Annotated in this window: 26 protein-coding genes and 1 tRNA gene; 18 read left to right on the top strand and 9 right to left on the bottom strand. The window is 59.4% G+C overall.

Going from position 1 to position 25,446, the window contains the following annotated elements:
* Positions 1 to 63: 63 nt before the first annotated feature.
* Both D6851_RS08415 and D6851_RS08420 read left to right on the top strand, forming a co-directional pair.
* Positions 64 to 4,005 carry a cadherin domain-containing protein gene (locus tag D6851_RS08415; protein WP_183030037.1) on the top strand — a complete coding sequence of 1,314 codons (3,942 nt, stop codon included), beginning with the start codon at positions 64 to 66 and terminating at the stop codon, positions 4,003 to 4,005.
* 296 nt (positions 4,006 to 4,301) lie between these two features.
* Positions 4,302 to 4,377: transfer RNA gene (locus D6851_RS08420), tRNA-Val, on the top strand.
* A gap of 63 nt (positions 4,378 to 4,440) precedes the next feature.
* Here the strand turns inward: D6851_RS08420 and D6851_RS08425 are convergent.
* Positions 4,441 to 5,052 (bottom strand): TlpA family protein disulfide reductase, encoded by a 612-nt coding sequence (locus D6851_RS08425; protein WP_238474001.1) that lies wholly within the window; start codon positions 5,050 to 5,052, stop codon positions 4,441 to 4,443.
* 19 nt (positions 5,053 to 5,071) lie between these two features.
* Between D6851_RS08425 and argH the strand changes: the two genes are divergently transcribed.
* Genes argH through D6851_RS08445 form a run of 4 tightly spaced genes read left to right on the top strand, consistent with a single transcriptional unit; the run spans position 5,072 to position 8,783 of the window.
* Positions 5,072 to 6,448 (top strand): argininosuccinate lyase, encoded by a 1,377-nt coding sequence (gene argH, locus D6851_RS08430; protein WP_120324750.1) that lies wholly within the window; start codon positions 5,072 to 5,074, stop codon positions 6,446 to 6,448.
* Positions 6,448 to 6,693: a hypothetical protein gene (locus tag D6851_RS08435; RefSeq protein ID WP_120324470.1), complete on the top strand. Its 246-nt coding sequence runs from the start codon at positions 6,448 to 6,450 to the stop codon at positions 6,691 to 6,693. The genes argH and D6851_RS08435 overlap by 1 nt, the downstream gene beginning before the upstream one ends.
* A 7-nt stretch (positions 6,694 to 6,700) precedes the next feature.
* Positions 6,701 to 7,960 (top strand): diaminopimelate decarboxylase, encoded by a 1,260-nt coding sequence (lysA, locus tag D6851_RS08440; RefSeq protein WP_120324471.1) that lies wholly within the window; start codon positions 6,701 to 6,703, stop codon positions 7,958 to 7,960.
* Positions 7,961 to 7,967: 7 nt separating this feature from the next.
* Positions 7,968 to 8,783, top strand: coding sequence for a siroheme synthase (locus tag D6851_RS08445; protein ID WP_120324472.1), 816 nt, complete (start codon positions 7,968 to 7,970; stop codon positions 8,781 to 8,783).
* A 5-nt stretch (positions 8,784 to 8,788) separates the two neighbouring features.
* Here D6851_RS08445 and D6851_RS08450 read toward each other — a convergent pair whose 3' ends face one another.
* From D6851_RS08450 to pyrE, 8 genes are read right to left on the bottom strand one after another with little or no spacing between them, the layout of a single operon-like run.
* Positions 8,789 to 9,364: a septal ring lytic transglycosylase RlpA family protein gene (locus tag D6851_RS08450; RefSeq protein WP_120324473.1), complete on the bottom strand. Its 576-nt coding sequence runs from the start codon at positions 9,362 to 9,364 to the stop codon at positions 8,789 to 8,791.
* 2 nt (positions 9,365 to 9,366) lie between these two features.
* On the bottom strand, positions 9,367 to 9,849 hold the full coding sequence (gene ruvX, locus D6851_RS08455; protein ID WP_120324474.1) for a Holliday junction resolvase RuvX: 483 nt from the start codon (positions 9,847 to 9,849) through the stop codon (positions 9,367 to 9,369).
* A complete protein-coding gene (locus D6851_RS08460) occupies positions 9,831 to 11,117 on the bottom strand; it encodes a DUF3089 domain-containing protein (protein WP_120324475.1) in 1,287 nt (428 codons plus the stop codon). The genes ruvX and D6851_RS08460 overlap by 19 nt, the downstream gene beginning before the upstream one ends.
* Positions 11,107 to 12,204: an AI-2E family transporter gene (locus D6851_RS08465; protein ID WP_120324476.1), complete on the bottom strand. Its 1,098-nt coding sequence runs from the start codon at positions 12,202 to 12,204 to the stop codon at positions 11,107 to 11,109. The genes D6851_RS08460 and D6851_RS08465 overlap by 11 nt, the downstream gene beginning before the upstream one ends.
* Positions 12,191 to 13,084 carry a signal peptidase I gene (gene lepB, locus D6851_RS08470; RefSeq protein ID WP_120324477.1) on the bottom strand — a complete coding sequence of 298 codons (894 nt, stop codon included), beginning with the start codon at positions 13,082 to 13,084 and terminating at the stop codon, positions 12,191 to 12,193. Before lepB ends, D6851_RS08465 begins: the two co-directional genes overlap by 14 nt.
* 33 nt (positions 13,085 to 13,117) lie before the next feature.
* Positions 13,118 to 13,528 carry a holo-ACP synthase gene (acpS, locus tag D6851_RS08475; protein ID WP_120324478.1) on the bottom strand — a complete coding sequence of 137 codons (411 nt, stop codon included), beginning with the start codon at positions 13,526 to 13,528 and terminating at the stop codon, positions 13,118 to 13,120.
* The gene (locus tag D6851_RS08480; protein WP_120324479.1) at positions 13,525 to 14,271 is read right to left on the bottom strand and encodes a pyridoxine 5'-phosphate synthase; all 747 of its coding nucleotides are present in this window, start codon (positions 14,269 to 14,271) and stop codon (positions 13,525 to 13,527) included. Before D6851_RS08480 ends, acpS begins: the two co-directional genes overlap by 4 nt.
* On the bottom strand, positions 14,268 to 14,849 hold the full coding sequence (gene pyrE / locus D6851_RS08485; RefSeq protein ID WP_120324480.1) for an orotate phosphoribosyltransferase: 582 nt from the start codon (positions 14,847 to 14,849) through the stop codon (positions 14,268 to 14,270). Before pyrE ends, D6851_RS08480 begins: the two co-directional genes overlap by 4 nt.
* A 243-nt stretch (positions 14,850 to 15,092) precedes the next feature.
* Between pyrE and coxB the strand changes: the two genes are divergently transcribed.
* From coxB to moaA, 12 genes are all read left to right on the top strand, one after another.
* Positions 15,093 to 16,181 (top strand): cytochrome c oxidase subunit II, encoded by a 1,089-nt coding sequence (gene coxB, locus D6851_RS08490; RefSeq protein WP_238474002.1) that lies wholly within the window; start codon positions 15,093 to 15,095, stop codon positions 16,179 to 16,181.
* A 34-nt stretch (positions 16,182 to 16,215) separates the two neighbouring features.
* Entirely contained in the window at positions 16,216 to 17,931 is a 1,716-nt protein-coding gene (ctaD, locus tag D6851_RS08495; protein ID WP_120324481.1) for a cytochrome c oxidase subunit I, read from the top strand.
* 138 nt (positions 17,932 to 18,069) lie between these two features.
* Positions 18,070 to 18,996, top strand: a complete 927-nt coding sequence (locus D6851_RS08500; protein ID WP_120324482.1) for a heme o synthase — start codon at positions 18,070 to 18,072, stop codon at positions 18,994 to 18,996.
* Positions 18,993 to 19,121, top strand: a complete 129-nt coding sequence (locus D6851_RS18205; RefSeq protein ID WP_274379052.1) for a hypothetical protein — start codon at positions 18,993 to 18,995, stop codon at positions 19,119 to 19,121. The genes D6851_RS08500 and D6851_RS18205 overlap by 4 nt, the downstream gene beginning before the upstream one ends.
* 1 nt (position 19,122) lies before the next feature.
* Positions 19,123 to 19,695 carry a cytochrome c oxidase assembly protein gene (locus tag D6851_RS08505; protein ID WP_120324483.1) on the top strand — a complete coding sequence of 191 codons (573 nt, stop codon included), beginning with the start codon at positions 19,123 to 19,125 and terminating at the stop codon, positions 19,693 to 19,695.
* 60 nt (positions 19,696 to 19,755) lie between these two features.
* On the top strand, positions 19,756 to 20,577 hold the full coding sequence (locus D6851_RS08510) for a cytochrome c oxidase subunit 3 (protein WP_120324484.1): 822 nt from the start codon (positions 19,756 to 19,758) through the stop codon (positions 20,575 to 20,577).
* Between the two features lie 132 nt (positions 20,578 to 20,709).
* Complete coding sequence (locus D6851_RS08515; RefSeq protein ID WP_120324485.1) at positions 20,710 to 21,303, top strand: SURF1 family protein; 594 nt, start codon at positions 20,710 to 20,712, stop codon at positions 21,301 to 21,303.
* A 73-nt stretch (positions 21,304 to 21,376) separates the two neighbouring features.
* Positions 21,377 to 22,777, top strand: coding sequence for a threonine synthase (thrC, locus tag D6851_RS08520; protein WP_120324486.1), 1,401 nt, complete (start codon positions 21,377 to 21,379; stop codon positions 22,775 to 22,777).
* On the top strand, positions 22,777 to 23,670 hold the full coding sequence (locus tag D6851_RS08525) for a class I SAM-dependent methyltransferase (protein WP_120324487.1): 894 nt from the start codon (positions 22,777 to 22,779) through the stop codon (positions 23,668 to 23,670). Before thrC ends, D6851_RS08525 begins: the two co-directional genes overlap by 1 nt.
* Positions 23,671 to 23,718: 48 nt before the next feature.
* Positions 23,719 to 24,090, top strand: a complete 372-nt coding sequence (locus tag D6851_RS08530) for a dihydroneopterin aldolase (RefSeq protein ID WP_120324488.1) — start codon at positions 23,719 to 23,721, stop codon at positions 24,088 to 24,090.
* Between the two features lie 2 nt (positions 24,091 to 24,092).
* A complete protein-coding gene (locus D6851_RS08535) occupies positions 24,093 to 24,434 on the top strand; it encodes a Rossmann fold domain-containing protein (RefSeq protein WP_120324489.1) in 342 nt (113 codons plus the stop codon).
* A gap of 4 nt (positions 24,435 to 24,438) precedes the next feature.
* Positions 24,439 to 25,446, top strand: coding sequence for a GTP 3',8-cyclase MoaA (moaA, locus tag D6851_RS08540; protein ID WP_120324490.1), 1,008 nt, complete (start codon positions 24,439 to 24,441; stop codon positions 25,444 to 25,446).

A 25,446-nucleotide genomic window follows, 5' to 3' on the forward strand; every position in this document is an offset into this window, starting at 1 on the left:
GATCGCACCAGAATGATGGAGGACTTTCGGCAGAGAAAAGGAACTATCGAAGGAGTAACTTTCATGACGAAAAGACGAATTCGTTCGGCCAAAGGGCTGTCTGCGGTGATGGGCGCAATCGGTATGGGCTTGTCCGTCCATGCCAATGCTCAGACCGGTGCGGATGCCAGTATCGCCCTTGGAACGATCGATAATGTGAACTCCTGGCAGACATTGGCCGATGGTTCTCTGGAAGTAACGATGGCGAATGGCCAGACCGTAACAGTGGCGCCCGGCCAGTTTACAGCGGTGAACGGGCAGATCTTCGTCACCGAAGCGGCCATGGCGAGTATGGAAGCGGCATCTGCCGCAGCCGCCGCTTCCAGCGCCGGGCTGGGCGCAGCGCAGATCGGGCTGGGCGCGGTCGGGCTGGGTGTAGCGGGTTTTGCAGTTGCAGATGCCGTTGATGCCGATGGGGATTCTATTCCCGACGGGGATGAAGGCGGTGACGAGCCGGGCTCTGAAAACAATGCGCCGGTTTTCACCAGCTCTGCCTCTTCTTCGGTCACGGACGGTTCGACCAGTGCCTATCGCGCAGTGGCCAGCGATGCTGACGGGGACACGCTGACCTACAGTCTTTCCGGCACGGATGCGGATTTGTTCACGATCGACAGTTCGACCGGTGTCGTCACTTTCAAAACAGCCCCTGATTACGGCGATCCCGGCGATAGCGACGGCGATAATGTCTATGAGGTGACTGTGACCGTGGACGATGGTTCCAGCACGGTCAGTCAGGATGTCACCATTACGGTGACCAATGAGAATACCGCTCCCGAATTTACCAGCTCTGCCACGGCGACTATCGAGGAAAACACAAGCGCTGTTATGACCGTGGCTGCCGACGATGCCGATGGCGATACAATCACCTATTCCATCAGCGGAGGGGCGGATGCCGCTCTGTTTCAGATCGATTCTTCGACCGGGGAACTCAGCTTCATTTCCGCCCCGGATTATGAAAATCCGGGAGATGCCGGGGCCAACCATGTGTATGACGTGATCGTAGCTGCCAGCGACGGTACCACGACAACCACACAGGCCGTGGCTATTGCCGTGAGCAATGTTACGGAAACGCCTGAAATCACCAGTGCCGATGCGTTCACGGTGCTGGAAAATCACGTTAATATCGGCACGATTACCTCCACAGCAGGCGATGGTGAAACGCTGACATACAGCATTGAGGCAGGGGGCGATGCCAGCCTGTTTTCAATCAATGCAGCCACCGGGGAACTGACATTCAATGCTGCGCCGGATTATGAAAATCCTCAGGATACGGGAGGCGATAATGTCTATGATCTCACCATATCGGTAAGCGACGGGATTACTTCCAGCTCACAGTCTGTCACTGTCACAGTGGAAGACGAAACAGGCAATGAAAGCCCGTATTTCACCAATGCGTCATCCATTGCCATTCAGGAAAATCAAACCACCGCAGTCACTTTGGCGGCGGCTGATCCCGAGGGCGGGACCTTGAACTATGCCATAACGGGTGGTGCCGATGCGGCTCTTTTTGAGTTCGACGGAGCCGGGGCTTTGGTTTTCACCGCCGCGCCTGATTATGAGGCACCGGGTGATGCCGATGAAGATAATGTCTATGAGGTGGAAGTTTCTGTCTCTGACGGAACCAATACAACATACCAGACCCTGCAAATCACCGTCACCGATTCCGCGGATCTCGAAGCCTCCGATCTTCCACCAGAAGATGGGTTCGTCGTTCCTTCCGGCACCCCCGGAAGCCAGCTTGGCTATTCGGTAAGTGCAGCAGGCGATGTGAATGGTGACGGGTGGGGAGATTTCATTCTGGCGAGCCCCTTTGACAGTACCGGCGGTGACAGAGCCGGTATGGTCTATGTGGTGTATGGCGGAAACGGCCTGACGGACAGCCTGTCCGGCACAACGCGAGCCAATTTCGATTTAAGCTCATTTTCCAGCGCTGACGGCTATATCGTTCAGGGCGAAGGAGATCTCGATTTTCTGGGCTGGTCGGTCTCGTCAGCAGGCGATATCAATGGTGACGGTCTGGATGACATCATTCTCGGTGCTTATAATGAAGATACCGGCGGGCCCGCCTCCGGTGCGGCCTATGTGATTTTCGGGCAAGAAGGCACAAGCCATGCCGATATCGATGTTACCACGCTTTCTGCGAGCGATGGTTTCATGATCCATGGGGCGGGTTCCGATCAGCGTCTGGGATATTCTGTGTCATCGGCAGGCGATGTGAATGGTGATGGCTATGATGATATCCTTCTTGGTGCTGAACAGGGCGATGGTTCTGCCTATGTGCTCTATGGCGGTTCCGGTTCTTTTGGGACGAGTGATGGCGCCGGGCGGCAGGTTATCGATTTAGCGACTTTGTCAGCCGGGCAGGGTTTCCTGATGAATGGCGGCCCGACAGACGGCTCTCTCGGGGCCTCTGTATCGACGCTGGGCGATATTAATGGTGATGGCTTTGCGGATTTCATTGTGGGTGCAAGATACGCCAACAGTTATGCCGGAGAAGCTTATGTGATTTTTGGCTCCGATCAGACTTATGGAACTGCAGTATCCGGCATTCAAACTGTCGATTTGGCGACGTTGGATGCGAGTGAAGGTTTTGTCCTCCAAAATGCTTCGCTGATGATGCTTGGGTGGTCTGTGTCGGATGCCGGCGATATCAATGGCGATGGCTTCGACGATATTCTGGTCGGAGGTTATGCCACAAATTATGCAACTGGCGATGCCTTCGTCATCTTTGGAACCGATGGCTCTTTCGGAACGGCTTCCGGAGGACGACAAATCATCGATGTAGCTTCCATTGACGCTGCAGAGGGCTTCACGATCAGAGGGGAGGCAGAGCAGGACCGCCTGGGCTGGTCTGTATCTTCGGCCGGAGACATGAACGGTGATGGCTATGCGGATATCGTTCTGGGCGCTACTCAGGCGGAGAAAGGGGACGCACCGGGGCTGGTCTACGTGATTTACGGCGGTGCTGACGGGTTCGGTACTGATGACGGCAGCGGAGGGCGCCTGCTTGATGTGAGTACTCTCGGTACGGAAGATGGCTTTAAAGTCATTGGGGAAGAAGCGGACGCTCTTTTTGGCTATTCTGTTTCCGCGGCAGGAGATGTGGATGGCGATGGTTTTGACGATTTGCTCATCGGTGCTCCCCATACAACGGGAGACGGTGCTGAGGCAGGCCAGTCTTACATTATATATGGATCAGGCGATGGGCAAACGGGCACCACTATAACCGGCACTGCCGGGTCAGATGTGCTGGTCGGCACCAGCGGTAACGATGTTCTCGAAGGTGGCGGATCTGACGATATTTATCGCGGAGGCGCCGGCGATGACCGAATGATTGTCACCGGCGGTGCATTCGGTGATGTCGATGGCGGGAGTGGCTTTGATGTCCTCGTTATCGACGGAACCGGTTATGATTTTCGCTATGATGGTCCGCTGGCTCCCCACGCCACTCCTTATAATGTGAGTTCGATTGAAGGGATCGCGACTATTAATTCAGCGTCGCCGGGCAGCCCGGTACAACTGGTAGTAGGAGCCAATTTTATATCCGCGGTCAGCGATCTGAGAATTGACGGTGAAGCCTCGCTCATCGTCAGCCTCAGAAGTGGCGACAGCGTCCTGAATTTGGCGGAATATACAGCCAGTGGGCAGATCGAATATAATGGCAGTACATACGATCTTTATGAAAGTGGATCGGTTAACCTGCTGATTGAAGAATATGACGGCACATTCCCAACTGGCCTGACAGCTGAGACGGAGAATCTGTCGGCAGCAGAGAGCGTGGATCTCGATAGTGCAACAAGCGATACGGCTGTGCTTTCAGCCTTTGCTGCAGCGATGGAGCCGTCCACGAGTTTCGTACAGGCAGATCATGTGGAGGCGCCGCTGGCCGTGGCCGATATGACCGCTTCCATGCTGGCGGAATATGCGATGGACCAGGCGTCCAATGCAGATGGTTCATTCTCTTAAATCAAACGACTTTTAATTTGCGTATCTCTGAAAAAGCCGGGCTTCGCGCTATGAGGCCCGGCTTTTTCATCGGAAGAGCACGATGGTGCAGCCTTGAAAAGCGCTTCACCCCGTTGCCGCTGATTTTACGCTTAGGACCCGTGACGGAAGGGCTTGTTGCAAAGTGTAGATGTTGTGGTTTGGCAGGGCACAATTAATGGCGCTGTGCTGGTTGGAGGACTTTTCCGATTTTCCCCATTGACCAGCCGATAAGAATCAACCATTAGCGCGGCTCTCCAAGCGTGGATTTACGCTTAGGGCGGTTAGCTCAGCTGGTAGAGCATCTCGTTTACACCGAGAGGGTCGGCGGTTCGAACCCGTCACCGCCCACCATCCAAAACATTTTATCTGTGGCCTGCTTATGGAAAAAAGGCCGATTGAATAGTGCAGTTGTCGCTATGTCGCAGAGGATGCGGCTGGCTGAGGTTCGATAGCTTCGTCGATCAGTCTGGTGGCTTTCTCGCCGCTCCAGTCGAAACCGCCAGTGACGCGCCAGATTTCTTCGCCTTTCGCATTATAGAGAATGGTGAGCGGCAATTCCCCGCCCTGATAGGCGAAGATCAGATCGTTTTCCGGATCCATCCAGCGCGGCAGATTGGTGAATTTCTTTTGCTCAAAGAAAGGCACGACTTTTTCTGCACCCTGCAAGTCCTGACTGATAGTCAGAACACGCAAGTGATCCTTACGCTCTCCTGCAATCGTGTTGAGCTGCGGCATTTCGACAATACAGGGGGCGCACCAGGTCGCCCAGAGATTAATGAGGGTCGGTTTTCCTTTGAGAGCCGTCAGATCCAGCGTTGTGCCGGATGGATCGCTTACCGTAATGTCCGGGAGCGGTTCCCCGGCATGATTCCGACTTACCGTGCCGCTCGTTCCATCGGGCAAATCCTTGACGGTCTCTTCCTTCTGTTGCGCAGGCTCCGTGCTTTGCCTATCGCAAGCCGAAAGCAAGGAGGCAAAGGCGAGCGTGAGCGATACGGACAAGACAGGTGAGGGCAGTTTGGCCACGGGGGTGAACTCCAACCAGATGTGGGGCGGGCGGTTTGCCGAGGGCCCGAGTGCAATTATGCGCGAGATAAACGCCTCTATCCCGTTCGACAAGGCGCTCTGGCGGCAGGACATCTCTGCGAGCAAGGCGCATGTTGCGATGCTGGCAGCCTGTGACATCGTCAGTGTGGAGGATGCCAGACTGATTGAAGACGGGCTTGATCGCATCGCTGGTGAATATGAAACCAATGGAGTCCCTGAAAACTGGGACCTTGAAGATATTCATATGACCACCGAGAGCCGGCTTGCCGAACTGATCGGCCCGGCGGCGGGCCGCCTCCATACTGCGCGTAGCCGCAATGACCAGGTGGCGACCGATTTTCGGCTCTGGACACGGGATGCTATCGACCAAGTGGATGCGGGCCTCGCGGCCCTGCAGCGGGCACTGGTGGCGCAGGCTTCCGAACATGCCGGCTCGATCATGCCGGGATTCACCCATTTGCAGACAGCGCAGCCCGTAACGCTGGGCCATCATCTGATGGCTTATTATGAAATGATCCGGCGGGACCGGTCGCGCTTCCAGGATGCGCGCAGACGTCTCAATGAAAACCCGCTGGGATCTGCGGCCCTTGCGGGAACGGGCTTTCCGATCGATCGCGAGATGACCACACAGGCGCTCGGTTTCGATACACCGACGCGGAACAGTCTGGATGCTGTTTCGGACCGTGATTTCGCCCTCGATTACTTGCAGGCTGCGGCGCAATGTTCACTGCATCTGTCGCGTCTGGCCGAGGAGTTCATTATTTGGGCGAGCCAGCCCTTCGGGTTTGTCCGTATGCCCGATACGCTCAGCACCGGCAGCTCGATCATGCCGCAGAAAAAGAACCCCGATGCAGCCGAATTGGTGCGGGGGCATGCCGGACGGATCATTGGATGTGCGACGTCGCTGATGGTCTCGATGAAAGGGCTGCCACTGGCTTATTCCAAGGATATGCAGGACGATAAACCGCCGGTTTTCGAAGCGGCTGGCCTGCTGGGCCTGTCGATTGCTGCGATGACCGGAATGGTGGCCGATACAACTTTCCGCACCGATAAAATGCGGCAGGCGGCGGAAATGGGTTTTGCCACCGCAACCGATCTGGCCGACTGGCTGGTACGTGAAGCCGATATTCCTTTCCGCGAAGCCCATCACATTACGGGGGCGGCGGTGAAGCTGGCGGAAAGCAAAGGCGTGGCGCTCGAAAAACTGTCGCTGGCGGAGCTGAAGGCGATTGACAGCAGGATCGATGAAGGCGTCTATCCTGCCTTGTCTGTCGAAGCATCGGTGGCTGCGCGTGCAAGCCTTGGCGGCACGGCTCCCGATCAGGTGCGCAGACAAGTGGCTGCGGCGGCGCAGGAACTGGGAATTACCGTGTGATGCATTGCAAATCGGTTTGTCTTTGTCTTTCTCCTTTGCTGCTCGCTGCTTGCGGGCAGACGGCCGATCTCAAGCCTTTGCCGGGGCATGATTTGCCGCAGGCCCCCTATGGGCAGAAAGAGAAGCCAACTGCGGAAGAGTTGCTGGAACTGAGGACACAGGCGGCCCCTGAGCGCAGCGTCGAATTGCGAAAACGTTCGGAAGAACGTGAAGACGACCCATTCGACCTGCCACCCGACGATTGAGTGAACCATGGATTATTTTGAACTGAAGAACGGTGAAATCTGCGCCGAGGATGTGCCGCTGGCTGAGATTGCCGTACAAGTGGGCACGCCCGTTTATATCTATTCGCGTGCGACGCTGGAACGTCATGCCCGGGTTTTCCGGGAAGCGCTGGCGGGCATTGCGCGGACGCATCTGGCTTTTGCAGTCAAATCGAATCCCAATCTCGCCGTATTGAGCCTGCTGAAAAAGGAAGGTTATGGCGCCGATGTGGTTTCCGAAGGTGAAATGAAGCGGGCGCTGGCTGCCGGTATACCGGCGGCTGATATCGTCTTTTCCGGGGTTGGCAAAAGCAGGCGGGAACTGGTTGCGGCGCTGGATGCGGGGATCGGTCAGTTCAATCTCGAAAGCGAGGAAGAGGGCGTTGAACTGGCGGATATCGCTCTTTCCAAAGGCATGCAGGCTGTCGCTACGCTGCGTGTCAATCCCGATGTGGATGCGCGGACACATGCCAAAATTTCGACCGGCAAGGCGGATAATAAATTCGGTGTGGCGTATGGCGATGCAGCCGAAATTTACGCTCGCCTTGCGGCTCTGGACGGACTGACGATGCGCGGTCTGGCGGTTCATATCGGCAGCCAGATTTCCGATCTCGAACCTTCGCGTCAGGCTTTTCTCAAGATGGGTGAACTGATGCAAACCCTCCGTAAACAGGGCTTTACCGTCACCCATATGGATCTTGGCGGGGGGCTCGGTGTGCCTTATCGGCTGGGTGAAGAACTGCCGGGGCCGGCCGATTACGGTGCTATGGTGGAAGAGGTGACGCGTGACTGGGATGCGACGATCATGTTCGAACCGGGGCGGGTCATTACCGGAAATTCGGGAGTTTTGCTGACCGAAGTCATTCGTGTGAAACCCGGGGTGAATGCGCCTTTCGTGGTGGTCGATGCGGCGATGAACGATCTGGCGCGGCCTTCGCTCTACGATGCCTGGCACGATTTTCTGGCAGTGCGGCCCACTGGTGAAAAGATGGTGGCGCATATTGTCGGGCCGATCTGCGAAAGCTCCGATACATTTGCCAAAAATCGTGAAATCGATACAGTAAAGGCCGGAGATCTGGCGATTTTCCGGACGGCGGGCGCTTATGGTGCGACCATGGCGAATACCTATAACAGCCGCGCTCTGGTGCCTGAAGTGATGGTCGATGGCGATAAATGGGCGATTGTTGCGGACCGGCTGGAACCGGAGACGATCTTCGCCGCCGAAAGAGTGCCGGAATGGCTCGATTGAGGGAAAAATGAGAAGTCTGCCGCTCTTCCATCGGATTGCCGGAGAACCGGTAATTGTGCTGGGAGAGGGGCCGATGGCGGAGCCCAAACGCCGGCTGGTCGAGCGGGCCGGTGCTGTCGCGGTGGCGGATATCGAGGCGGGTATTGCACAAGGTGCCCGGCTGGCTTTCGTGGCGCTGGAATCCGTGGAAAACTGCGAAAAATCGGCACAAAAACTGAAGGAAGCGGGGCTGCTGGTCAATGTGGTGGACCGGCCCGACTTGTGCGATTTTACCACGCCCAGCATTCTGGAGCGCGATCCGGTGCTGCTGGCCATCGGCACTTCGGGGGCTTCGGCGGGTCTGGCCAAGCAATTGCGCTTGCGGCTGGAAGCGCTGCTGCCCCAGTCGCTCGGCAGGCTGGCTGCTGCATTGCAGGAAAAAAGGGCGGAAATCCGCCAGAAATTCCCTTTGTCCAGTGACCGGAGGCAAGCGCTCGATCAGGCCTTGGGGGAGGGCGGAATGCTCGATCCGCTCGATGAAAATAGTGTGCGAAGGTTACAGGTCTGGCTGGATTCCGAGGGCAGCAAGCCGGTGGGCGGAGAAGTGGAAATCCGCCTGCTGTCGGATGATCCCGAAGAGCTGACTTTGCGCCAGATTCGGCTGTTGGGCAGCGCTGACATTATCCTGTTCGACGAGCAGGTGCCGCAGGCCATTTTGAACCGTGCAAGGGCCGATGCAAGGCGGATTGCCCTGGGCAAAGGGGGGCAGAACGGCACAGAACAGGGCCAGAAAGCTGCTGAGCGGGGCCTGACGGTGATTTTACGGAGCCAGTCGGCCGGATAAGCGCGTCAAAGGCCCAGTCGTGCGCGCCATTCGGCCAGTTCGCGGCGCGACATGCGGGGCCGCTCGACCGCTTCCTTGCCATCGCGCAGCCGCTTGCGATCCTTGTTTGGAGGCTCGACCGCGCGGACCCGCACCGGGGCGATTCCCTTGCGGCGAATGCCGAGCTGCTGAGCCGCGCCTTCGGACAGATCGATGATTCGCCCGCGTCCCGAAAACGGTCCCCGGTCATTGATCCGCACCAGAATGGTGCGCCCGGTATCGAGGTCGGTCACTTCGGCATAGCTGGGCAGGGGCAGCGTGGTATGCGCGGCGCTGACTCCGTCGGGGCGGAATTTCTCGCCATTGGCGGTTTGATGGCCCGATGCCGATCCGTACCAGCTTGCATAGCCGACCGCATCGTAAGACGGGTCGGCGGCAGGCACATAGGTCGTGCCGCGCACCGTATAAGGCGGACCGATCCGCACCGGCGTATCGCTGACGGGCCGGTAATGCACGCCACCGCCGCAGGCGGCCAGAGCGAGCGCAAGCAGGGCAACCGGAAAGAGACGCAGAGACCGCAGGGAGAAGTTCGCCCCCGCCATTTTCAGAACGCGCTTCCGGCCAGCGCGTCGATGGCCGCCTGCAGGATCACCGCCGCAGCATGGGCATCGATCTTGTCGGCGCGTTTGGCGCGGCTCATATCCTGCGCGATCATCGCGCTTTCAGCCGAGGCGGTGGACCAGCGTTCGTCCCACATCAGGATCGGCAGGCCGAGCGGGGCGAGGTTGCGGGCATAGGCACGGCTGGACTGGGCGCGCGGCCCTTCGCTGCCATCCATATTGAGCGGCAGGCCGATCACGATGCCTTTGACCTGCCGTTCAGCGACCAGCGCTTCGAGCGCTGCCTTGTCGCGCGTGAATTTACCGCGCGGCAGTGTCTTGGCCGGGCTGGCGAAATGCCACCCGGCATCGCAAAAAGCGGTGCCGATGGTTTTGGTGCCCAGATCGAGCGCCATCAGCACGCCGCCATCGGGCAGGGCATCGCCGAAATCGAGCGTGCCGGTGGTAATCAATGCGTTCTGGCCCATGCGCTCACCCGTCTTGCGACATCCTGCTGCAGATTCATCCAGAACAGCGGAATGTCATAAACATGATAATTGTTGCCCGGCAGCGTATAGGGGCCGAGATCGGGCGGATCGCCGATCAGCAGCAAGCCCTGCCCGTCACAGCGGGCAGGGACTGCGCCGGCGACCAGTTCGCCCGAGGTCAGCGCATCGTTGGGCACCAGCGTTCCCACATTGGCACTGGCCGGCGCATCGCCATCGAGCGTCCCCGATAGCGGATTGACGCAAAGGATCGGGCTGTCACCGCGCAATTGCCCGTCATAGCCGGGGGATTCGCCGTAAATATCCATCACCGGGCCGGGATTGGCCGGTTCGCCGAAGCTCGACCAGGTGACGATGCAGCCGCCCTGATCGGGGGTTTCGCAAGCGGGCAGGCCAAGTGCGGGCAAATCGTGTTCGACCGAGACTGGCCAGCCGATGGGATAGACCATGGCGATGCGGTTTTGCAGCGGCGTGCCGGCAATCCGGTCTTTCAGCAGATGGAGAATATGGAGCGAGCCCTGACTGTGCCCGGCCAGCACTATCGGCATATCGGCGGGAATATTCTGCACGAAATAATCGAAAGCCTGCTCGACATCCTGATAGGCCGCATCGATGGCCTGCCCCGCTTCGGGAGCATCGGTGAGAAAGGCACCGAAAGCGGCCTGACGGTAACGCGGAGCCCAGATTTCGCGCGCCTGATTGAACGGGCTGGCAAGGCCGCGCACGAAAATCTGCGCGCGCTGCTGCGATTTGATGTCATCGAGCGGTGCGTTCCAGTGTTTCTTTTCGAGATAGCTGGTCGGATGCACGAAGAAGACTGCAAAACGCGGCGGTTTCGCATCGGTGGCAGGGGCGGGGCTTGTGGCGGCTGCCGCAGGAGCGGGCTCGGCCCCATCAGCGGCCATTGCCGTACCACCCTTACTCTCATCCTCCGGCATGTCCTGATTCTGCGCGGCGGCTTCCTGAAGCTTCAGCGCATCGCGATTACGATCTCCGTCATCCTCCGCATTCGCTTCTATAAAAGAGGGTTGCCAGCGCGCCGGATTCTGCCCCTGCTCCATGCCGGGCCGGGCAAACCACATATCCGGGTTCTGATAGGCATTTTCCTCAAGAGGTGCCTGTTCGACAAATTCGGCCGTGGGGACAAAGGCCAGCCGGGTCAGTTCGTCCGACCAGACGCGCATCGCAACCAGCGCGCCGAGTGTCAAAACGATCAGAAAGGCAAATATATAAAGAAATTTACGCGCCATCCTTGGCTTTCATCTTTTCCTGCCAGTCCCGATGGATTTCGGAACGCCGCTCAAGGGCAACCTTAATCATGGCCAGCAGCGGATCGGCCAGAAACAGGCCGAGAATGCCGAACAGAATGCCCATCACGAGCTGCATGGCCAGCACCAGTGCAGGGGCCAGATCGACGGTTTTCTTGGCAATCAGCGGGATCACCACATATCCGTCGAAAGTCTGCACCAGCGCATAGACGAAGATCGTGTAGAGCCCCATATCGGTTCCGCCGGAAAAGCCGACCAGAACCATAAGCACGCCGGATACCACCGCGCCGATATTGGGAATGAAGGCCAGAACGCCGGTGAGAATGGCCAGCAGCACGGCCATGGGCACACCGTAAAGCGCCAGCATGATATAGGTGAAAATGCCTTCGAACACCATGCCGAGAAGGCGCCCGGCCATCAGGCGGCGCATGGTTTCGGCCATACGCTGGATCGTCAGATGGAAGGATGTGCGGCGCGGGGCAGGCAGAATCCACGCGACGCCACGTTCGTAAAGGCGCGGTTCGAATGCGACATAAATGCCGATGATGAGGATCAGGAACAAAGTGGTAAAACCGCCCACCACGCCGGTCAGCGCGCGGGTGACTGTGCTGACACCGTTCATCAGTTGCCCGGCAATGCTTTCTATGCTGCGCGCCTCGATCGCAAAACCGTTCTGCTGCGCCCAGCCTACCGCGCGATTGGCCTGATATTCGATGATCGAGGGCAGTGCGGCTGCCTGCTGCGCCACTTGCGAGCCGGCGAAATAACCCAGCCACAGAAGGAAAGCGATGGCGAGCAGCAGCACGATCAGAATGCGGGTCGGGCGGTTGATCGGCACAAATTTGCCGATCAGGCGGGCGCCCCCGTCTATGATCGAGGCAAAGACCATGCCGCCGAAAATCACCAGCAAAGACTGGGAAATATAGACGGTGAGGATGGCAAGGCCGACAATCAGGACCCAGACCAGCGCCTTGCCCGCTTCCTGACGCAAAACAGGATTGGTGATGTAAGTCGGGCTTACACCGATGGGCCGGTCGAGATCGTCCTTGTCATGCTCATTGCGCGCCATCGCCCGTTCCTTCCGTATCCCCTTCTGTAACAAGGGCGGGGCGCAGAGAGGTCCAGGAGCGGCCGGGGCGCAGGCTGGAGAACCAGCTCAGCGGGTTCCAGCTCTCGCTGCCATCGAGCGAGAAAGTGATGAATTCCGCCCGTCCGCCGACATCGGCAATCGGCACCGGCCCGCCAAGACCGTTGCCGAAAGGCCCGGCCGGTGCGCGGCTGTCGGCAGAATGGTCACGATTATCGCCCATCAGGAAGACATGGCCTTCGGGAATGGTGATTTCCGCCATATTGTCGAGCGGCTGCTTCATATGGTCGATGATAAGATAGGTCGCGCCGTTGGGCAGCGTTTCGCGATAGGTCGGCGGTTCGTAAACCTGCGAGCCATCGGGCAGGCGGGTGCGATAGGGCTCGAAATCGGACAGGCAGTGTATGCCGTTGCACATCTGCTGTTCGGAGACCGGAATGCGTACCGGCGGTTCGACCTGCTGCGGCACGGGCTCGCCATTGAGAATGATCTGGCCGTTGACCAGCGCGATCCGGTCTCCCGGCAGGCCGATCACGCGCTTGATATAATCCTCATTCTTGTCCGGCGGCACGGCGATCACGATATCGCCATATTGCGGTGTGCTGGGCGCGATGCGCCACTCGCTGCGCGGCAGCAGATGGAATGAGGCCGAAACCCAGCTCCAGCCATAAGGATATTTGCTGACCACCAGACGGTCGCCCACCAGCAGATTGGGGACCATGGAGGCGGAGGGGATATAGAAGGGCTTGGCAATCAGAGTGTGGAAGGCCAGCACGGCCAGCAGCATCAGCGCCAGCCCGCGCAATTCCGCGAACCAGTTCACTTTCTTCTTGCTGGTGTCCTTGCTGTGGGAAGCAGTCATGCCGGCGGGTTCTTCTCTTTCCAAAATACAGGCTCACAGCGTCTTGATGGGGTGGGCTTCGAGGATCACGAAGGCCTGTGCCCATGGATGATCGTCCGTGAGTGTCACATGAATGGTGACCTCATGGCCGGGCGGTGTCAGCTCTTCCAGCCGCGCCCTGGCCCCGCCTTCGAGAGCGAGGGTGGGTGCGCCGGAGGGAGCGTTCACGACCCCGATATCCTTCATGAACACACCGCGCTTGAATCCGGTCCCGACAGCTTTGGAAAAGGCTTCCTTGGCAGCAAAGCGCTTGGCATAGGTACCGGCTTGCGTATGCGGGCGGCGGGCGGTCTTGGCGCGTTCCACTTCGGTGAAGCAGCGCTGTTCGAAGCGGTTGCCATGGCGCGCCAGCGCGGCGGCGATCCGCTCGATATTGCACAGATCGGACCCCAGACCGATAATCACCGCGCCGCATCCATCAGTTCGCGCATCCGCAGCACGGCGCTTTCCAGGCCGGAAAAGATCGCTTCGCCGATCAGATAATGGCCGATATTGAGTTCGGCGATCTGCGGAATGGCGGCGATCGGCTGGACATTATCGTAGGTAAGGCCGTGTCCGGCATGCGGTTCGATACCGTTCTTCGCGGCAAGGGCGGACATATCGGCAATGCGTTTCAGTTCCGCGGCGCAGGCCTCGCCGGTGCTGTTGGCATATTCGCCCGTGTGGAATTCGACCACCGGGGCCCTGAGCCGCATGGCCGCTTCGAGCTGGCGTTCCTCGGGTGCGATGAACAGGCTGACCCGGATACCGGCATCGAGCAGGCGACCGACCACGGGGACGAGCTGATTATGCAGCCCGGCGGCATCGAGCCCGCCTTCCGTGGTCCGCTCCTCGCGCTTTTCGGGCACGATACAGGCGGCATGGGGCTTATGGGCAAGGGCGATAGCCAGCATTTCCTCGGTCGCCGCCATTTCCAGATTGAGCGGCAGATCGGTCGATTGCTGGATGCGTCTGAGATCGGCATCGCGAATATGGCGCCGGTCTTCGCGCAGATGGGCGGTGATCCCGTCCCCGCCGACTTGCGCGACGATTTCTGCCGCGCGCACAGGATCGGGATGTTCGCCGCCCCGCGCATTGCGGATCGTGGCGACGTGATCGATATTCACGCCGAGGCGCAGCTTGCCGGAAGATTGCCCGCTATCGTTCAATTTTTGCGGCTCCCCGGCTTTTCCACCGGCTTTGCCGCCAGTTCGGGCGGGATCTGATCTTCAGGCCAGGTCGGGAAATTCAGCGCGACGAGCGGATAGAAGGGCACATCGAAAGCCACTTCGCCGCCCGACCGGTCGACCAGCGAAGCCAGCGCGACGACATTGCCGCCAGCCTCTTCGATGGCCTTGATCGCTTCGCGCGAGGACAGGCCGGTGGTGACGACATCTTCCACCACGAGAATTTTTTCACCCGGTGTCAGTGTGAAGCCGCGGCGCAGTTCGAATGTGCCGGTGGGGCGTTCGACGAACATCGCTTCCTTGCCCAGCGCGCGGCCCATTTCATGGCCGATAATGATCCCGCCCATGGCCGGCGAAATCACTTTGTCGATCGAGTGACGCAGATCGCGGGGAATCTTGTGAACCAGCGAAATCGCCAGTTTCGCGGCCCTCTCCGCGTCCATCAAAACGCGTGCGCATTGCAGATAATGCGCGGTATGAAGCCCCGAGGACAGTTTGAAATGTCCTTCCAGAAGGGCGCGACTGGCGCGAAATTCCGCGAGCACCTCGTCTTCGGTCATCGTATGAAATCAAACCTTTGATTGTTGTTTCCAGAACCCCGTCGAACATTGGCCGGGATCAAATCTTTCGAAAAACTCCCTAGAAGCGCTTGAGGCGAGGGGCAAGCACGCGTATACCTCATGCCATAATAGGGGGCAGTTCCCGAAATGCGGGGACATGTCTACGCCTCAGTTTTCGAATGGGAAAGCGTGAGACATATGAATTTTGGGGATGTCGCTGAAAAGCGGGTAAAATTTAAAAGAATGGCTGCTTTCCTGGCGGCAATGGCGGTTTTCTGGGCCGCTCTTGCCCCGCAAATGGGGCGGGCGCAGGAGGCTGGAAATCCTGCTGCCGAGACCATGAGCGTCGGCGAAGCGGATGCCCGCGCGCCCAATGTAGCCGATGATTCCCTGCCGCCTGAAGAGGCGGCCGAGGGACAGACCACCGATCCCGCCGTCGGGGCCGATGCCTATCAGCCGCTGAGCCCGGAATGGATCAAAGGTCAGCCGGAATCGGGCGCGCTGGGCTTTCAGAAGCAATATTCCGACATTGGCGAATATGGCCTGTGGATGCACAATGTGGTGCTGCTGCCGATCATCACGGTGATCGTGCTGCTGGTGCTGGCGTTGCTGCTCTGGGTCATCGCGCGCTATAATCGCCGGGCCAATAACGACCCTTCTCGCACCAGCCATAATACGCTGATCGAAGTGATCTGGACCGTTTTACCGGTGGTGATCCTGTTCATCATCGCGGTGCCGTCCATCACTTTGCTGGTACGGCAATATGACAGCCCGCCCGAAGATGCGCTGACCGTGAAAGTGACCGGTTATCAGTGGTATTGGGGCTATTCCTATCCCGATAATGGCGGCTTCGAAGTCATTTCCAACATGCTGGAAGACGGCGAAGCGCTGGATCGTGGCCTGCCGCCCAAGCTGGCGGTGGATAACCGCATGGTGGTGCCTGCAGGCGAGCCGATCCGCATACAGACCACCGGCGCCGATGTGATCCATTCCTTCGCCGTGCCATCGCTCTGGTTCAAGCTCGATGCGGTGCCCGGCCGTCTGAATGAGCGCGAACTGACGATCAGGGAGCCCGGCATCTATTATGGGCAATGTTCCGAATTGTGCGGTGTGCGCCACGGTTTTATGCCGATTGCGATAGAAGCACTGCCCCGTCCGCAATTCGAAGCATGGGTCCGCGCGCAGGGCGGAACGATCGGCGAAGAGGCGGAAGAGGCCGATATGGCCGAACCGGCCGATTTGCAGGAACCCGAAAGCTCGGTTGAAGGGGCGCCCGGTGCCGGTGCACCCCCGACCGAACTCGATTCGCCCGCCGCTGATGCGGAAGTCTGAGCCCGCTGAGCTGAACTGAACAAGGTCCGACACAATGGTCACAACCGCAGATACATTCCAGGCTCATACCGAAGAGCATCATCACGAGGCTGACCATAAGCCGGGCTTCTTCGCGCGCTGGTTCATGTCCACCAATCACAAGGATATCGGTACGCTCTACCTGATCTTCGCGATTTTCGCGGGGGTCGTGGGCGGCGCCATATCTGGCATCATGCGTTTCGAGCTGAAAGAGCCGGGGATTCAATATCTCGGCTGGTGGGTCGAGTTCATGGGCGGCGAAGCCGGTTTCGACCAGACGCTGCACTTGTGGAACGTGCTGATTACTGCGCATGGCCTGATTATGGTGTTCTTCATGGTCATGCCGGCCATGATCGGCGGTTTTGCCAACTGGTTCGTGCCGCTGATGATCGGCGCGCCGGATATGGCCTTTCCGCGCATGAACAATGTGTCTTTCTGGCTGACTTTCGCCGGGTTCATTTCGTTGATGCTGTCGGCCTTCGTGCCGGGAGGCACCGGCAATGGTGCAGGAATCGGCTGGACCGCTTATGCGCCGCTTTCGACATCGGGCTCTCCCGGGCCCTCGGTCGATTTCGCGATCTTCTCGCTGCATCTGGCCGGCGCCGGTTCGATTATGGGGGCGATCAATTTCATCACCACCATTTTCAATATGCGCGCACCGGGCATGACGCTGCATAAAATGCCGCTTTTCGTCTGGTCCGTGCTGGTGACCGCTTTCCTGCTGCTGCTGGCGCTGCCGGTGCTGGCTGCCGCCATCACCATGCTGCTGACCGACCGCAATTTCGGAACGACCTTCTTCGATCCGATGGGCGGGGGCGATCCGCTGCTCTATCAGCATCTGTTCTGGTTCTTCGGCCATCCGGAAGTTTACATCATGATTCTTCCCGGTTTCGGCATGATCAGCCAGATCATCGCGACATTCAGCCGCAAACCGGTCTTTGGCTATCTCGGCATGGCCTATGCCATGGTCGCCATCGGTCTGGTCGGTTTCGTGGTCTGGGCGCATCACATGTATACGGTGGGCCTCAGCGTGAATGTGAAAATGTATTTCACTGCGGCCACCATGGTGATCGCGGTGCCTACGGGCATCAAGATTTTCAGCTGGATCGCGACCATGTGGGGTGGTTCGCTGACTTTCAAATCGCCGATGGTCTGGGCGCTGGGTTTCATCTTCCTGTTCACGGTGGGCGGTGTGACAGGCGTGGTGCTCGCCAATGGCGGGATCGACGATAATCTGCACGACACTTATTATGTGGTGGCCCATTTCCATTATGTGCTGTCGCTCGGCGCCGTGACCGCTCTGTTCGCCGGTTTCTATTACTGGTTCCCCAAGATGAGCGGGCGCATGCACAATGAATTCCTCGCCCATCTGCATTTCTGGGTGTTTTTCATCGGCGTGAATCTGATTTTCTTCCCGATGCATTTCCTCGGAATGAACGGTATGCCGCGGCGCTATCCCGATTATACCCCGGCTTTCGAGCTGTGGAATTCGGTCGCCACGCATGGCTATGAAATCATGGGCGCTTCCATGGTGATCTTCTTCATCAATATCGGTTACAGTCTGGTGGCGGGTAAAAAGGCCCCGGCCAATTACTGGGGCGAAGGGGCGACCACGCTGGAATGGACACTGTCCAGCCCGCCGCCTTATCACCAGTTCGAAACGCTGCCGGTGATCGATGACGGGGCGGATTCGCACCGGCATGGCGGCGGTGCGGCTCCGGCGCACGCCTGAGCGGATGGGCGCCTGCGTGCCCTGTGTCGAGAGGCCCGAAATGGCGGGAGGCGCATCGTGAGCGCTGCGCCCCTACCTTTATCGCCCCGCTTCCGGTATGGCGCGCCTCTGGACGTTGCTGAAATCGATACTGGACCTATGCCAACCACTGCCCCTGCCACGACAAGGCTGCCTGCCGACTGGCGCGATTTTCTCTCGCTGACCAAGCCGCGCGTGATGAGCCTTGTGGTCTTTACCGGCCTGTGTGGATTGCTTGCGGCACCCGGATCGATCAATCCGATTCTCGGTTTTACCGCGGTCCTGTGCATCGCCATCGGGGCCGGCGGCGCGGCGGCGCTCAATCAGTGGTGGGAAGCCGATATCGATGCGGGCATGAAGCGAACATCGCGCCGACCACTACCACAGGGACGCCTCAACCGCACCGATGCGCGCGATTTCGGTATCATGCTGTCGGTCGGTTCGGTGCTGGTCATGGGGCTGGCGATTCACTGGCTGGCCGCGGCCATTCTGGCCGTGTCGATCCTCTATTATGCTGTGGTCTATACGATCTGGCTGAAGCCGCGCACACCGCAGAATATCGTGATCGGGGGCGGGGCCGGCGCTTTCCCTCCGCTGATCGGCTGGATAGCGGTGACGGGGCATATCACGCCCATGCCGCTCTTGCTTTTTGCCATTATCTTCTTCTGGACGCCGCCCCATTTCTGGGCGCTGGCGCTGTTCGTGCAGACCGATTATGCCAAGGTGGGCATTCCGATGCTGCCCGTGGTGGCGGGGGAAGCCGCGACACGCCGGCAGATTCTCCTTTACAGCATCGTGCTTCTGCCGCTCAGCCTTACGCCCTGGTGGATCGGCGGCACCGGGCTGATCTATGGCCTGTCAGCGCTTGTTCTGTCGGGCCTGTTTCTGGTTCAGGCGTTGCCGGTGGCCTTTCGGCGCAAGAGCGGCGATGATGACAGGATGAAGCCTGAAAAGCGGTTGTTCGGCTATTCGATTCTCTATCTGTTCATCCTGTTCGGCGCGCTGGTGGCCGATCGCCTGATTCTCGGGGGAGGGTTATCTCTGTGATGACGCCGGATGAAGAACGCGAATATAAGGCGCGGCGCCGCTCACGCAATATTGCGCTGGGCCTGACGCTGGCAGGTTTCGTCCTGCTGTTTTATCTTATCACCATAGCCCGGCTGGGAGGATAATATGAGCACTGCCCCGCTCCAGCAGAAGAACCGCCGTATCGCGATCCTTTTTGCGGTGGTGGCGCTCGGCATGCTCGGGCTGGGTTATGCGGCCGTGCCGCTTTATCAGATGTTCTGTTCGGTCACCGGGTTCGGCGGAACCACGCAACGCGCAACGCAGGGCGATGCCGATCTCGCTTCGCGCTTCGCCCGCAGCGCCGGAGGCACCGATATATCGGTGCGTTTCGATGCCAATGTCGAACGCGGCATGCCGTGGGATTTCGCGCCGGTGCAGGTCAAGGATACGGTAACGATCGGCCAGCGCGACATGGCGATCTTCACCGCGCGCAATAATTCGGACCGGCCGATTACCGGCACGGCGACCTTCAATGTCGAACCCGAACAGACCGGGGCCTATTTCAACAAGGTCCAGTGTTTCTGTTTTACTGAGCAGACCTTGCAGCCGGGACAGCAGGTCAGAATGCCGGTGCTTTATTATATCGATCCCGCTATTCTCGACGATGAGAATGCGAAGGATGTCGAACAGATTACATTGAGCTATACATTTCACGAGGCAGAGGACCCGACCTCCTGAGCGGCTGACACGCTATCAGTCCCGCAGAGGGTCGATGCTTGAAAAACAGGACGGAAAACCATGGCTGGCGTAAAGAACCACGATTACCATATTCTCCCGCCCGATATCTGGCCCTTTATCGGTTCGATGTCGGCGGTGACCTTTACCAGCGGCATGGTGCTGTTCATGCACGAAATGGCGATGGCCTGGCTGGTGCTGGGGCTGGGCATTGCGGGGCTGATCGCAACCTTTTTCAGCTGGTTCGGCAAGATCATTCAGGAAGGGCGCGCAGGCTATCACACGCCGGTCGTCCAGCTCCATCTGCGCTACGGGATGATTCTGTTCATTGCCTCCGAAGTGATGTTCTTTGTCGGCTGGTTCTGGAGCTGGTTCGATTTTGCGCTGTTTCCCACCGATATGACCGATGTGATCGGCGGGGTCTGGCCACCTGAAGCGATCGAGGCGGTGATGGACCCGTTCGATCTGCCGCTGCTCAATACGCTGATCCTGCTCTGCTCGGGCACCACGGTCACCTGGGCGCATCATTCGCTGATCCATGGGGACCGCGAAGGATTGAAGCAAGGCCTGTGGGCCACCGTTTTGCTGGGCATCCTGTTCAGTGCCATTCAGGCTTATGAATATGCTCATGCGCCTTTCGCCTTCGGCGGCAACACCTATAGCTCGGCCTTCTATATGGCGACCGGCTTCCATGGCTTCCATGTGATTATCGGCACGATCTTTCTGATCGTTTGTCTGGTGCGCAGTTATAAAGGCGACTTTACCCCGCGCGAACATTTCGGTTTCGAAGCCGCCGCCTGGTACTGGCATTTTGTCGACGTGGTGTGGCTGTTCCTGTTCATCACCGTCTATATCTGGGGTGGCTGGGGCGCCGAGATTCACTGATCCGGCTCGCAGCCGGCGCTGGCACCGTTTCGCGATGCGCTTGCGACAAAGGGAAAGGCGGCCTGCCGGATGCGGCGCGGCCGCTTTTCCCTTTTGCATAGGGCCGAAACACGGGGCTGAAGGAGGGCCTGCATGAAACACCGTCTGCCTTTCGTCCCGACCCTGTGCGTGGGGCTGGCCGTGGCAGCAATGATTGCGCTGGGTATCTGGCAATTGCGCCGCGCGGAGTGGAAAGCCGCTCTGCTCGATCACTATGCGGCGGCGGAAAATCTCCCGCCGGTGGCATTCCCGACAGACCCCGATGCGGTGGAGGATGTGCTCTATCGCCGCAGCATGGTGGAATGCGCGCAGGTGCTGAGCCAGGATGCAATGGCCGGGCGCAATGCGAAAGGGCGCAGCGGCTGGGTGCAAAGCGTGCATTGCCGTCTGGCAGCGGGCGGGGAAGCCGATCTGGTACTCGGCTGGCAACGGCGTCCGGAGACAGGCACATGGGCAGGCGGCCCGGTGCGCGGGGTGATCGGGCCGGGGCGGGGCGGCACAGCCCGGCTGATCGCCGATCCGCCGCTGGCGGGGCTGGAGGCCAATGCCCGGCCCGATCCGGCCGATCTGCCCAACAATCATATGTCCTATGCCGTGCAGTGGTTCTTCTTCGCGCTGACCGCGCTCGTCATCTATGCGCTGGCTTTGCGGCGCAAGTGGCGCGATCACAACGGCCGGGTGGCGTAAGCGCCATTTCCTGAAGGCGAATCGTCACCCTATATTGCACCAGAGCGCCGGGCGGGCTAACGCGCGGGCCATCATGGATTATATCTCCACACGTGGCAGCGCTCCGGCGCTTGATTTCGAAGGCGTAACGCTCGCCGGTCTGGCTTCCGATGGCGGTCTTTATGTACCGCGCGAATGGCCGCGCTTTTCGGCGGAGGATATCGCCGCATTCCGGGGCCTGCCTTATGCCGAACTGGCCACGCGGGTGATGTGGCCTTTCGTGAAAGGAAGCCTGAGCGAAGACCGGCTGCGCGCTCTATGCGAAAGCGCCTATGGCAGTTTCGCCCATGATGCGGTGACCCCGCTTACCCAGTTCACCGAACAGCACTGGCTGCTCGAACTGTTTCACGGCCCCACGCTCGCTTTCAAGGACGTGGCGTTGCAATTGCTCGGCCGTCTGTTCGAGGAATTCCTGTCCCGAAGTGACGATCACCTGACCATTGTCGGGGCGACCAGTGGCGATACCGGGTCTGCCGCCATCGACGCGGTAGCCGGGCGCGACCGGGTGGATGTCTTCATGCTGCATCCCGATGGGCGGGTAAGCGATGTGCAGCGTCGCCAGATGACCACCGTGCTGGCACCCAATGTGCATAATATCGCCATCGACGGCAGTTTCGACGATGCACAGGCCATGGTGAAGCGCATGTTCGGCGATACAGCGATGACCGGGCGCTTTCACATCAGCGCGGTCAATTCGATCAACTGGGCGCGGCTGATGGCGCAGGTGGTCTATTATTTCGCCGCCGCGCTCCAGCTCGGTGCGCCCCATCGCAAAGTCGCCTTCAGCGTACCGACCGGCAATTTCGGCGATGTCTTCGCTGGCTATGTTGCGGCGCAAATGGGGCTGCCGATCGAAAAGCTGATCGTGGCGACCAATGTGAACGATATTCTCCACCGCGCCTTGTCGAGCGGCGATTATTCTGCCGGAACCGTGACGCCCACCGATGCCCCCTCGATGGATATTCAGGTTAGTTCCAATTTCGAACGCCTGCTGTTCCTTGCGGGCGGACGCGATGGCGCGGCACTGGCAGACCAGATGCGCGGCTTCGAACAGAGCAAGGCGATGCAGCTCACCAATGCGCAGCGCGAAGGCGCTGCAGCGCTGTTCACCAGCGCGCGCGCCGACCGGTCGGATATGCAGGCCGCGATGCACTGGGCGGCTGAAAAATGCGGTGAAATTATCGATCCGCATACTTCCATCGGACTCCATGCCGCGCGTTCGGCAGGGATCGATTCCGCTATCCCGGTGGTGACGCTCGCCACGGCGCATCCGGCCAAATTCCCCGATGCGGTAGAAACCGCTACCGGCAAGCGCGCGTCCTTGCCGGCGCGAGTGGGCGATTTGTTCGAACGGCAAGAACGCTATGATCGTCTGCCCGGCGATTACGATGCGGTCGCGGCCTATGTCGCCGAACGGGCGACGCCTTCGGCCTGATGGCACAGCTGGCGCAGCAGCCGATTGTCCTCGAAGGGCAGGGCTGGGCCGATTATGGTCTGGTCGATAGCGGGCATGGCCGCAAGCTGGAACGTTATGGCCCCTATCGCTTTATCCGTCCCGAACCGCAGGCGTTGTGGATGCCGCGTTTCGATGATGGCGACTGGCAGGCCGATGGCGAATTCATTCCCGGTTCGGACGAGGATGGCGGCGGGCGCTGGCACTATTCCGGACAGGTTCCGCATGAGGGATGGGAGCTGCATTGGCGCGAAGTGGCCTTCACGGCGCAATGTACCCCGTTCCGCCATCTTGGCTTCTTTCCCGATATGGCTCCGGTCTGGAGCTGGATGCGTGAGCGGATTGCCGGAAAGCCGGATGCGAGCACGCTCAATTTGTTCGGTTATACCGGCGTCGGCACGCTGGCACTGAGCGAATGCGGCAAGGTCACGCATGTCGATGCGTCCAAGAAATCGGTGGCACAGGCGCGCGATAACGCCGCCTTGTCGGGCATGGAGGATCGCCCGGTTCGCTGGCTGATCGACGATGCGGGCAAATTCACCGCGCGCGAAGTGCGCCGGGGCAACCGCTATGACGGGATCATTCTCGATCCGCCCAAATTCGGCCGCGGCCCCAAGGGCGAAACCTGGCGAATCGAACAGGGCCTGCCCGATCTGGTGAGCGATTGCCGCCAGCTTCTCGATGCGGAAAGCCGGTTTCTGTTTCTCACCGTCTATGCTGTGCGCATGTCCAGCCTGGCGCTGGGCGGTCTGCTGGCCGAGTTGTTCCACGATCTGCCCGGCACGATCGAACATGGCGATCTGGCGGTGCGCGAAGATGGTGCAGACGGACGTCTCTTGCCGACCGCGATTTTCGCGCGCTGGTCGAACGGATAGGATGTAAGCCGCCGCCCCCGGGTGGCGGTAATATTGGGAGAGCCATGAATGGCTGACAGTCTGACACTTGAAATGGCCGATTTTGAACATGATGTCCTGACCGGGATATTATCGGAAGAAACCGGCAAGCCGCAGCCCTTGCGCTTTACGATCACCGTGCAGTTCAAGCCGATCGATTATTACGATCCGGAAACGCCGCTCGATGCGAGCAAGAATTATATGGATCTGAAATTTGCCGCTTCGGAAGCCTTTCCCGAAGGGCAGCATTTCAAGCTGATCGAAGCGGTGGCCGATCATGTCTGCAACACCTTGTTCATGCAGGATGACCGGGTGACGGCGGTGACGGTGAAGATCGTCAAGCTCGCATTGAGCGAGCGAAATGAGAAAATCGGCATCACGCTTCGCCGCGAAAGGCGCTGACTGTGGCACAGGCCGTCCTGCCTGTTATGGATCTGCCAGAGAATCCGCTGGATGCGGCTGGCCTTTTTTATGCGGATTATCTGCCGCAGGCACGCCATATGCTGGCCGGTCCGGCGGATGCTCTGGTGATCCATTTCCCGGAATCGCAGAACGATCAGCGCGGCTGGCAACTGGCGGCAATCCAGTCGCTTGCCCGCGCCAGCACGCCCAAACGCGTGAATGCGATGGCCGGGCCGGAGGGCCGGTCCGCACAGGATATGGCGCGCTGGCTGGAGCAGGCGCCGGGGATTACCGGGCAATTGCTGCGCTTTGCTGGAAACGCACAGGAAATTCAGGCATTATAGCCATATGAGTTGCGGGACCGGACCTTTAGTCGACGCCTTCAATCGTCGGATCAGCTATCTGCGCCTTTCGGTGACGGATCGCTGCGACCTGCGCTGCACTTATTGCATGCCCGAGAAAATGCAGTTTCTGCCGCGCAAGGATGTGCTCACCCTGGAAGAGCTGCACAAGCTGGCGCTGGGCATGATGCAGCGGGGTATTACCAAGATCCGCCTGACCGGGGGGGAGCCGCTGGTTCGCCGCGATATGATCGATCTGGTGCGCGCACTGGGCCGCCATGTTGGTGGTGCACTCGAAGAGCTGACGCTGACCACCAACGGCACCCGGCTGGCCGAATTTGCCGATGATCTCGCCTCTGCCGGAATTCGCCGGGTGAATGTGTCACTCGATACGCTGGACCCGGATGTTTTTGCCGCTCTTTCGCGCCGTGACCGGCTCGAATCGGTACTGGAAGGTATTGCCGCCGCACGCGAAGCGGGGCTCAGGGTCAAACTTAACACAGTGGCGCTGAAAGGGATCAATGAAGATATGATCCCGCAAATGATCGGCTGGGCGCATGGCGAAGGCCATGACCTGACTTTGATCGAAGTGATGCCGCTGGGCGATGTGGAGGATGATCGCGTGGATCACTATCTGCCGCTGACTGCGGTGCGCGAACGGCTCGAACAGCGCTTTACGCTGACACCCTCCGCGGCCAGCACCGGGGGGCCGGCGCGCTATTTCGATATTGAGGAAACCGGCGGTCGGCTGGGCCTGATTTCACCGCTGACCAATAATTTCTGTTCCGGCTGCAACCGTATCCGGGTGACGGCAACGGGGCAGCTTTATGCCTGCCTTGGCGGAGCCGAAAAGGTTGATCTGCGTGCCGCTCTGCGTTCGGATACACCCGATGACGCGCTGGCCGCAGCGCTTGATGAAGCAATGCGGATCAAACCCGAAAAGCATCATTTCCGGATCGATGAGCGCGGAGCCGCTCCGGCGCAACCGCGCCATATGTCGATGACCGGCGGATAG

It is taken from the genome of Altericroceibacterium spongiae, assembly GCF_003610805.1.
GTDB classification, from domain to species: domain Bacteria; phylum Pseudomonadota; class Alphaproteobacteria; order Sphingomonadales; family Sphingomonadaceae; genus Altericroceibacterium; species Altericroceibacterium spongiae.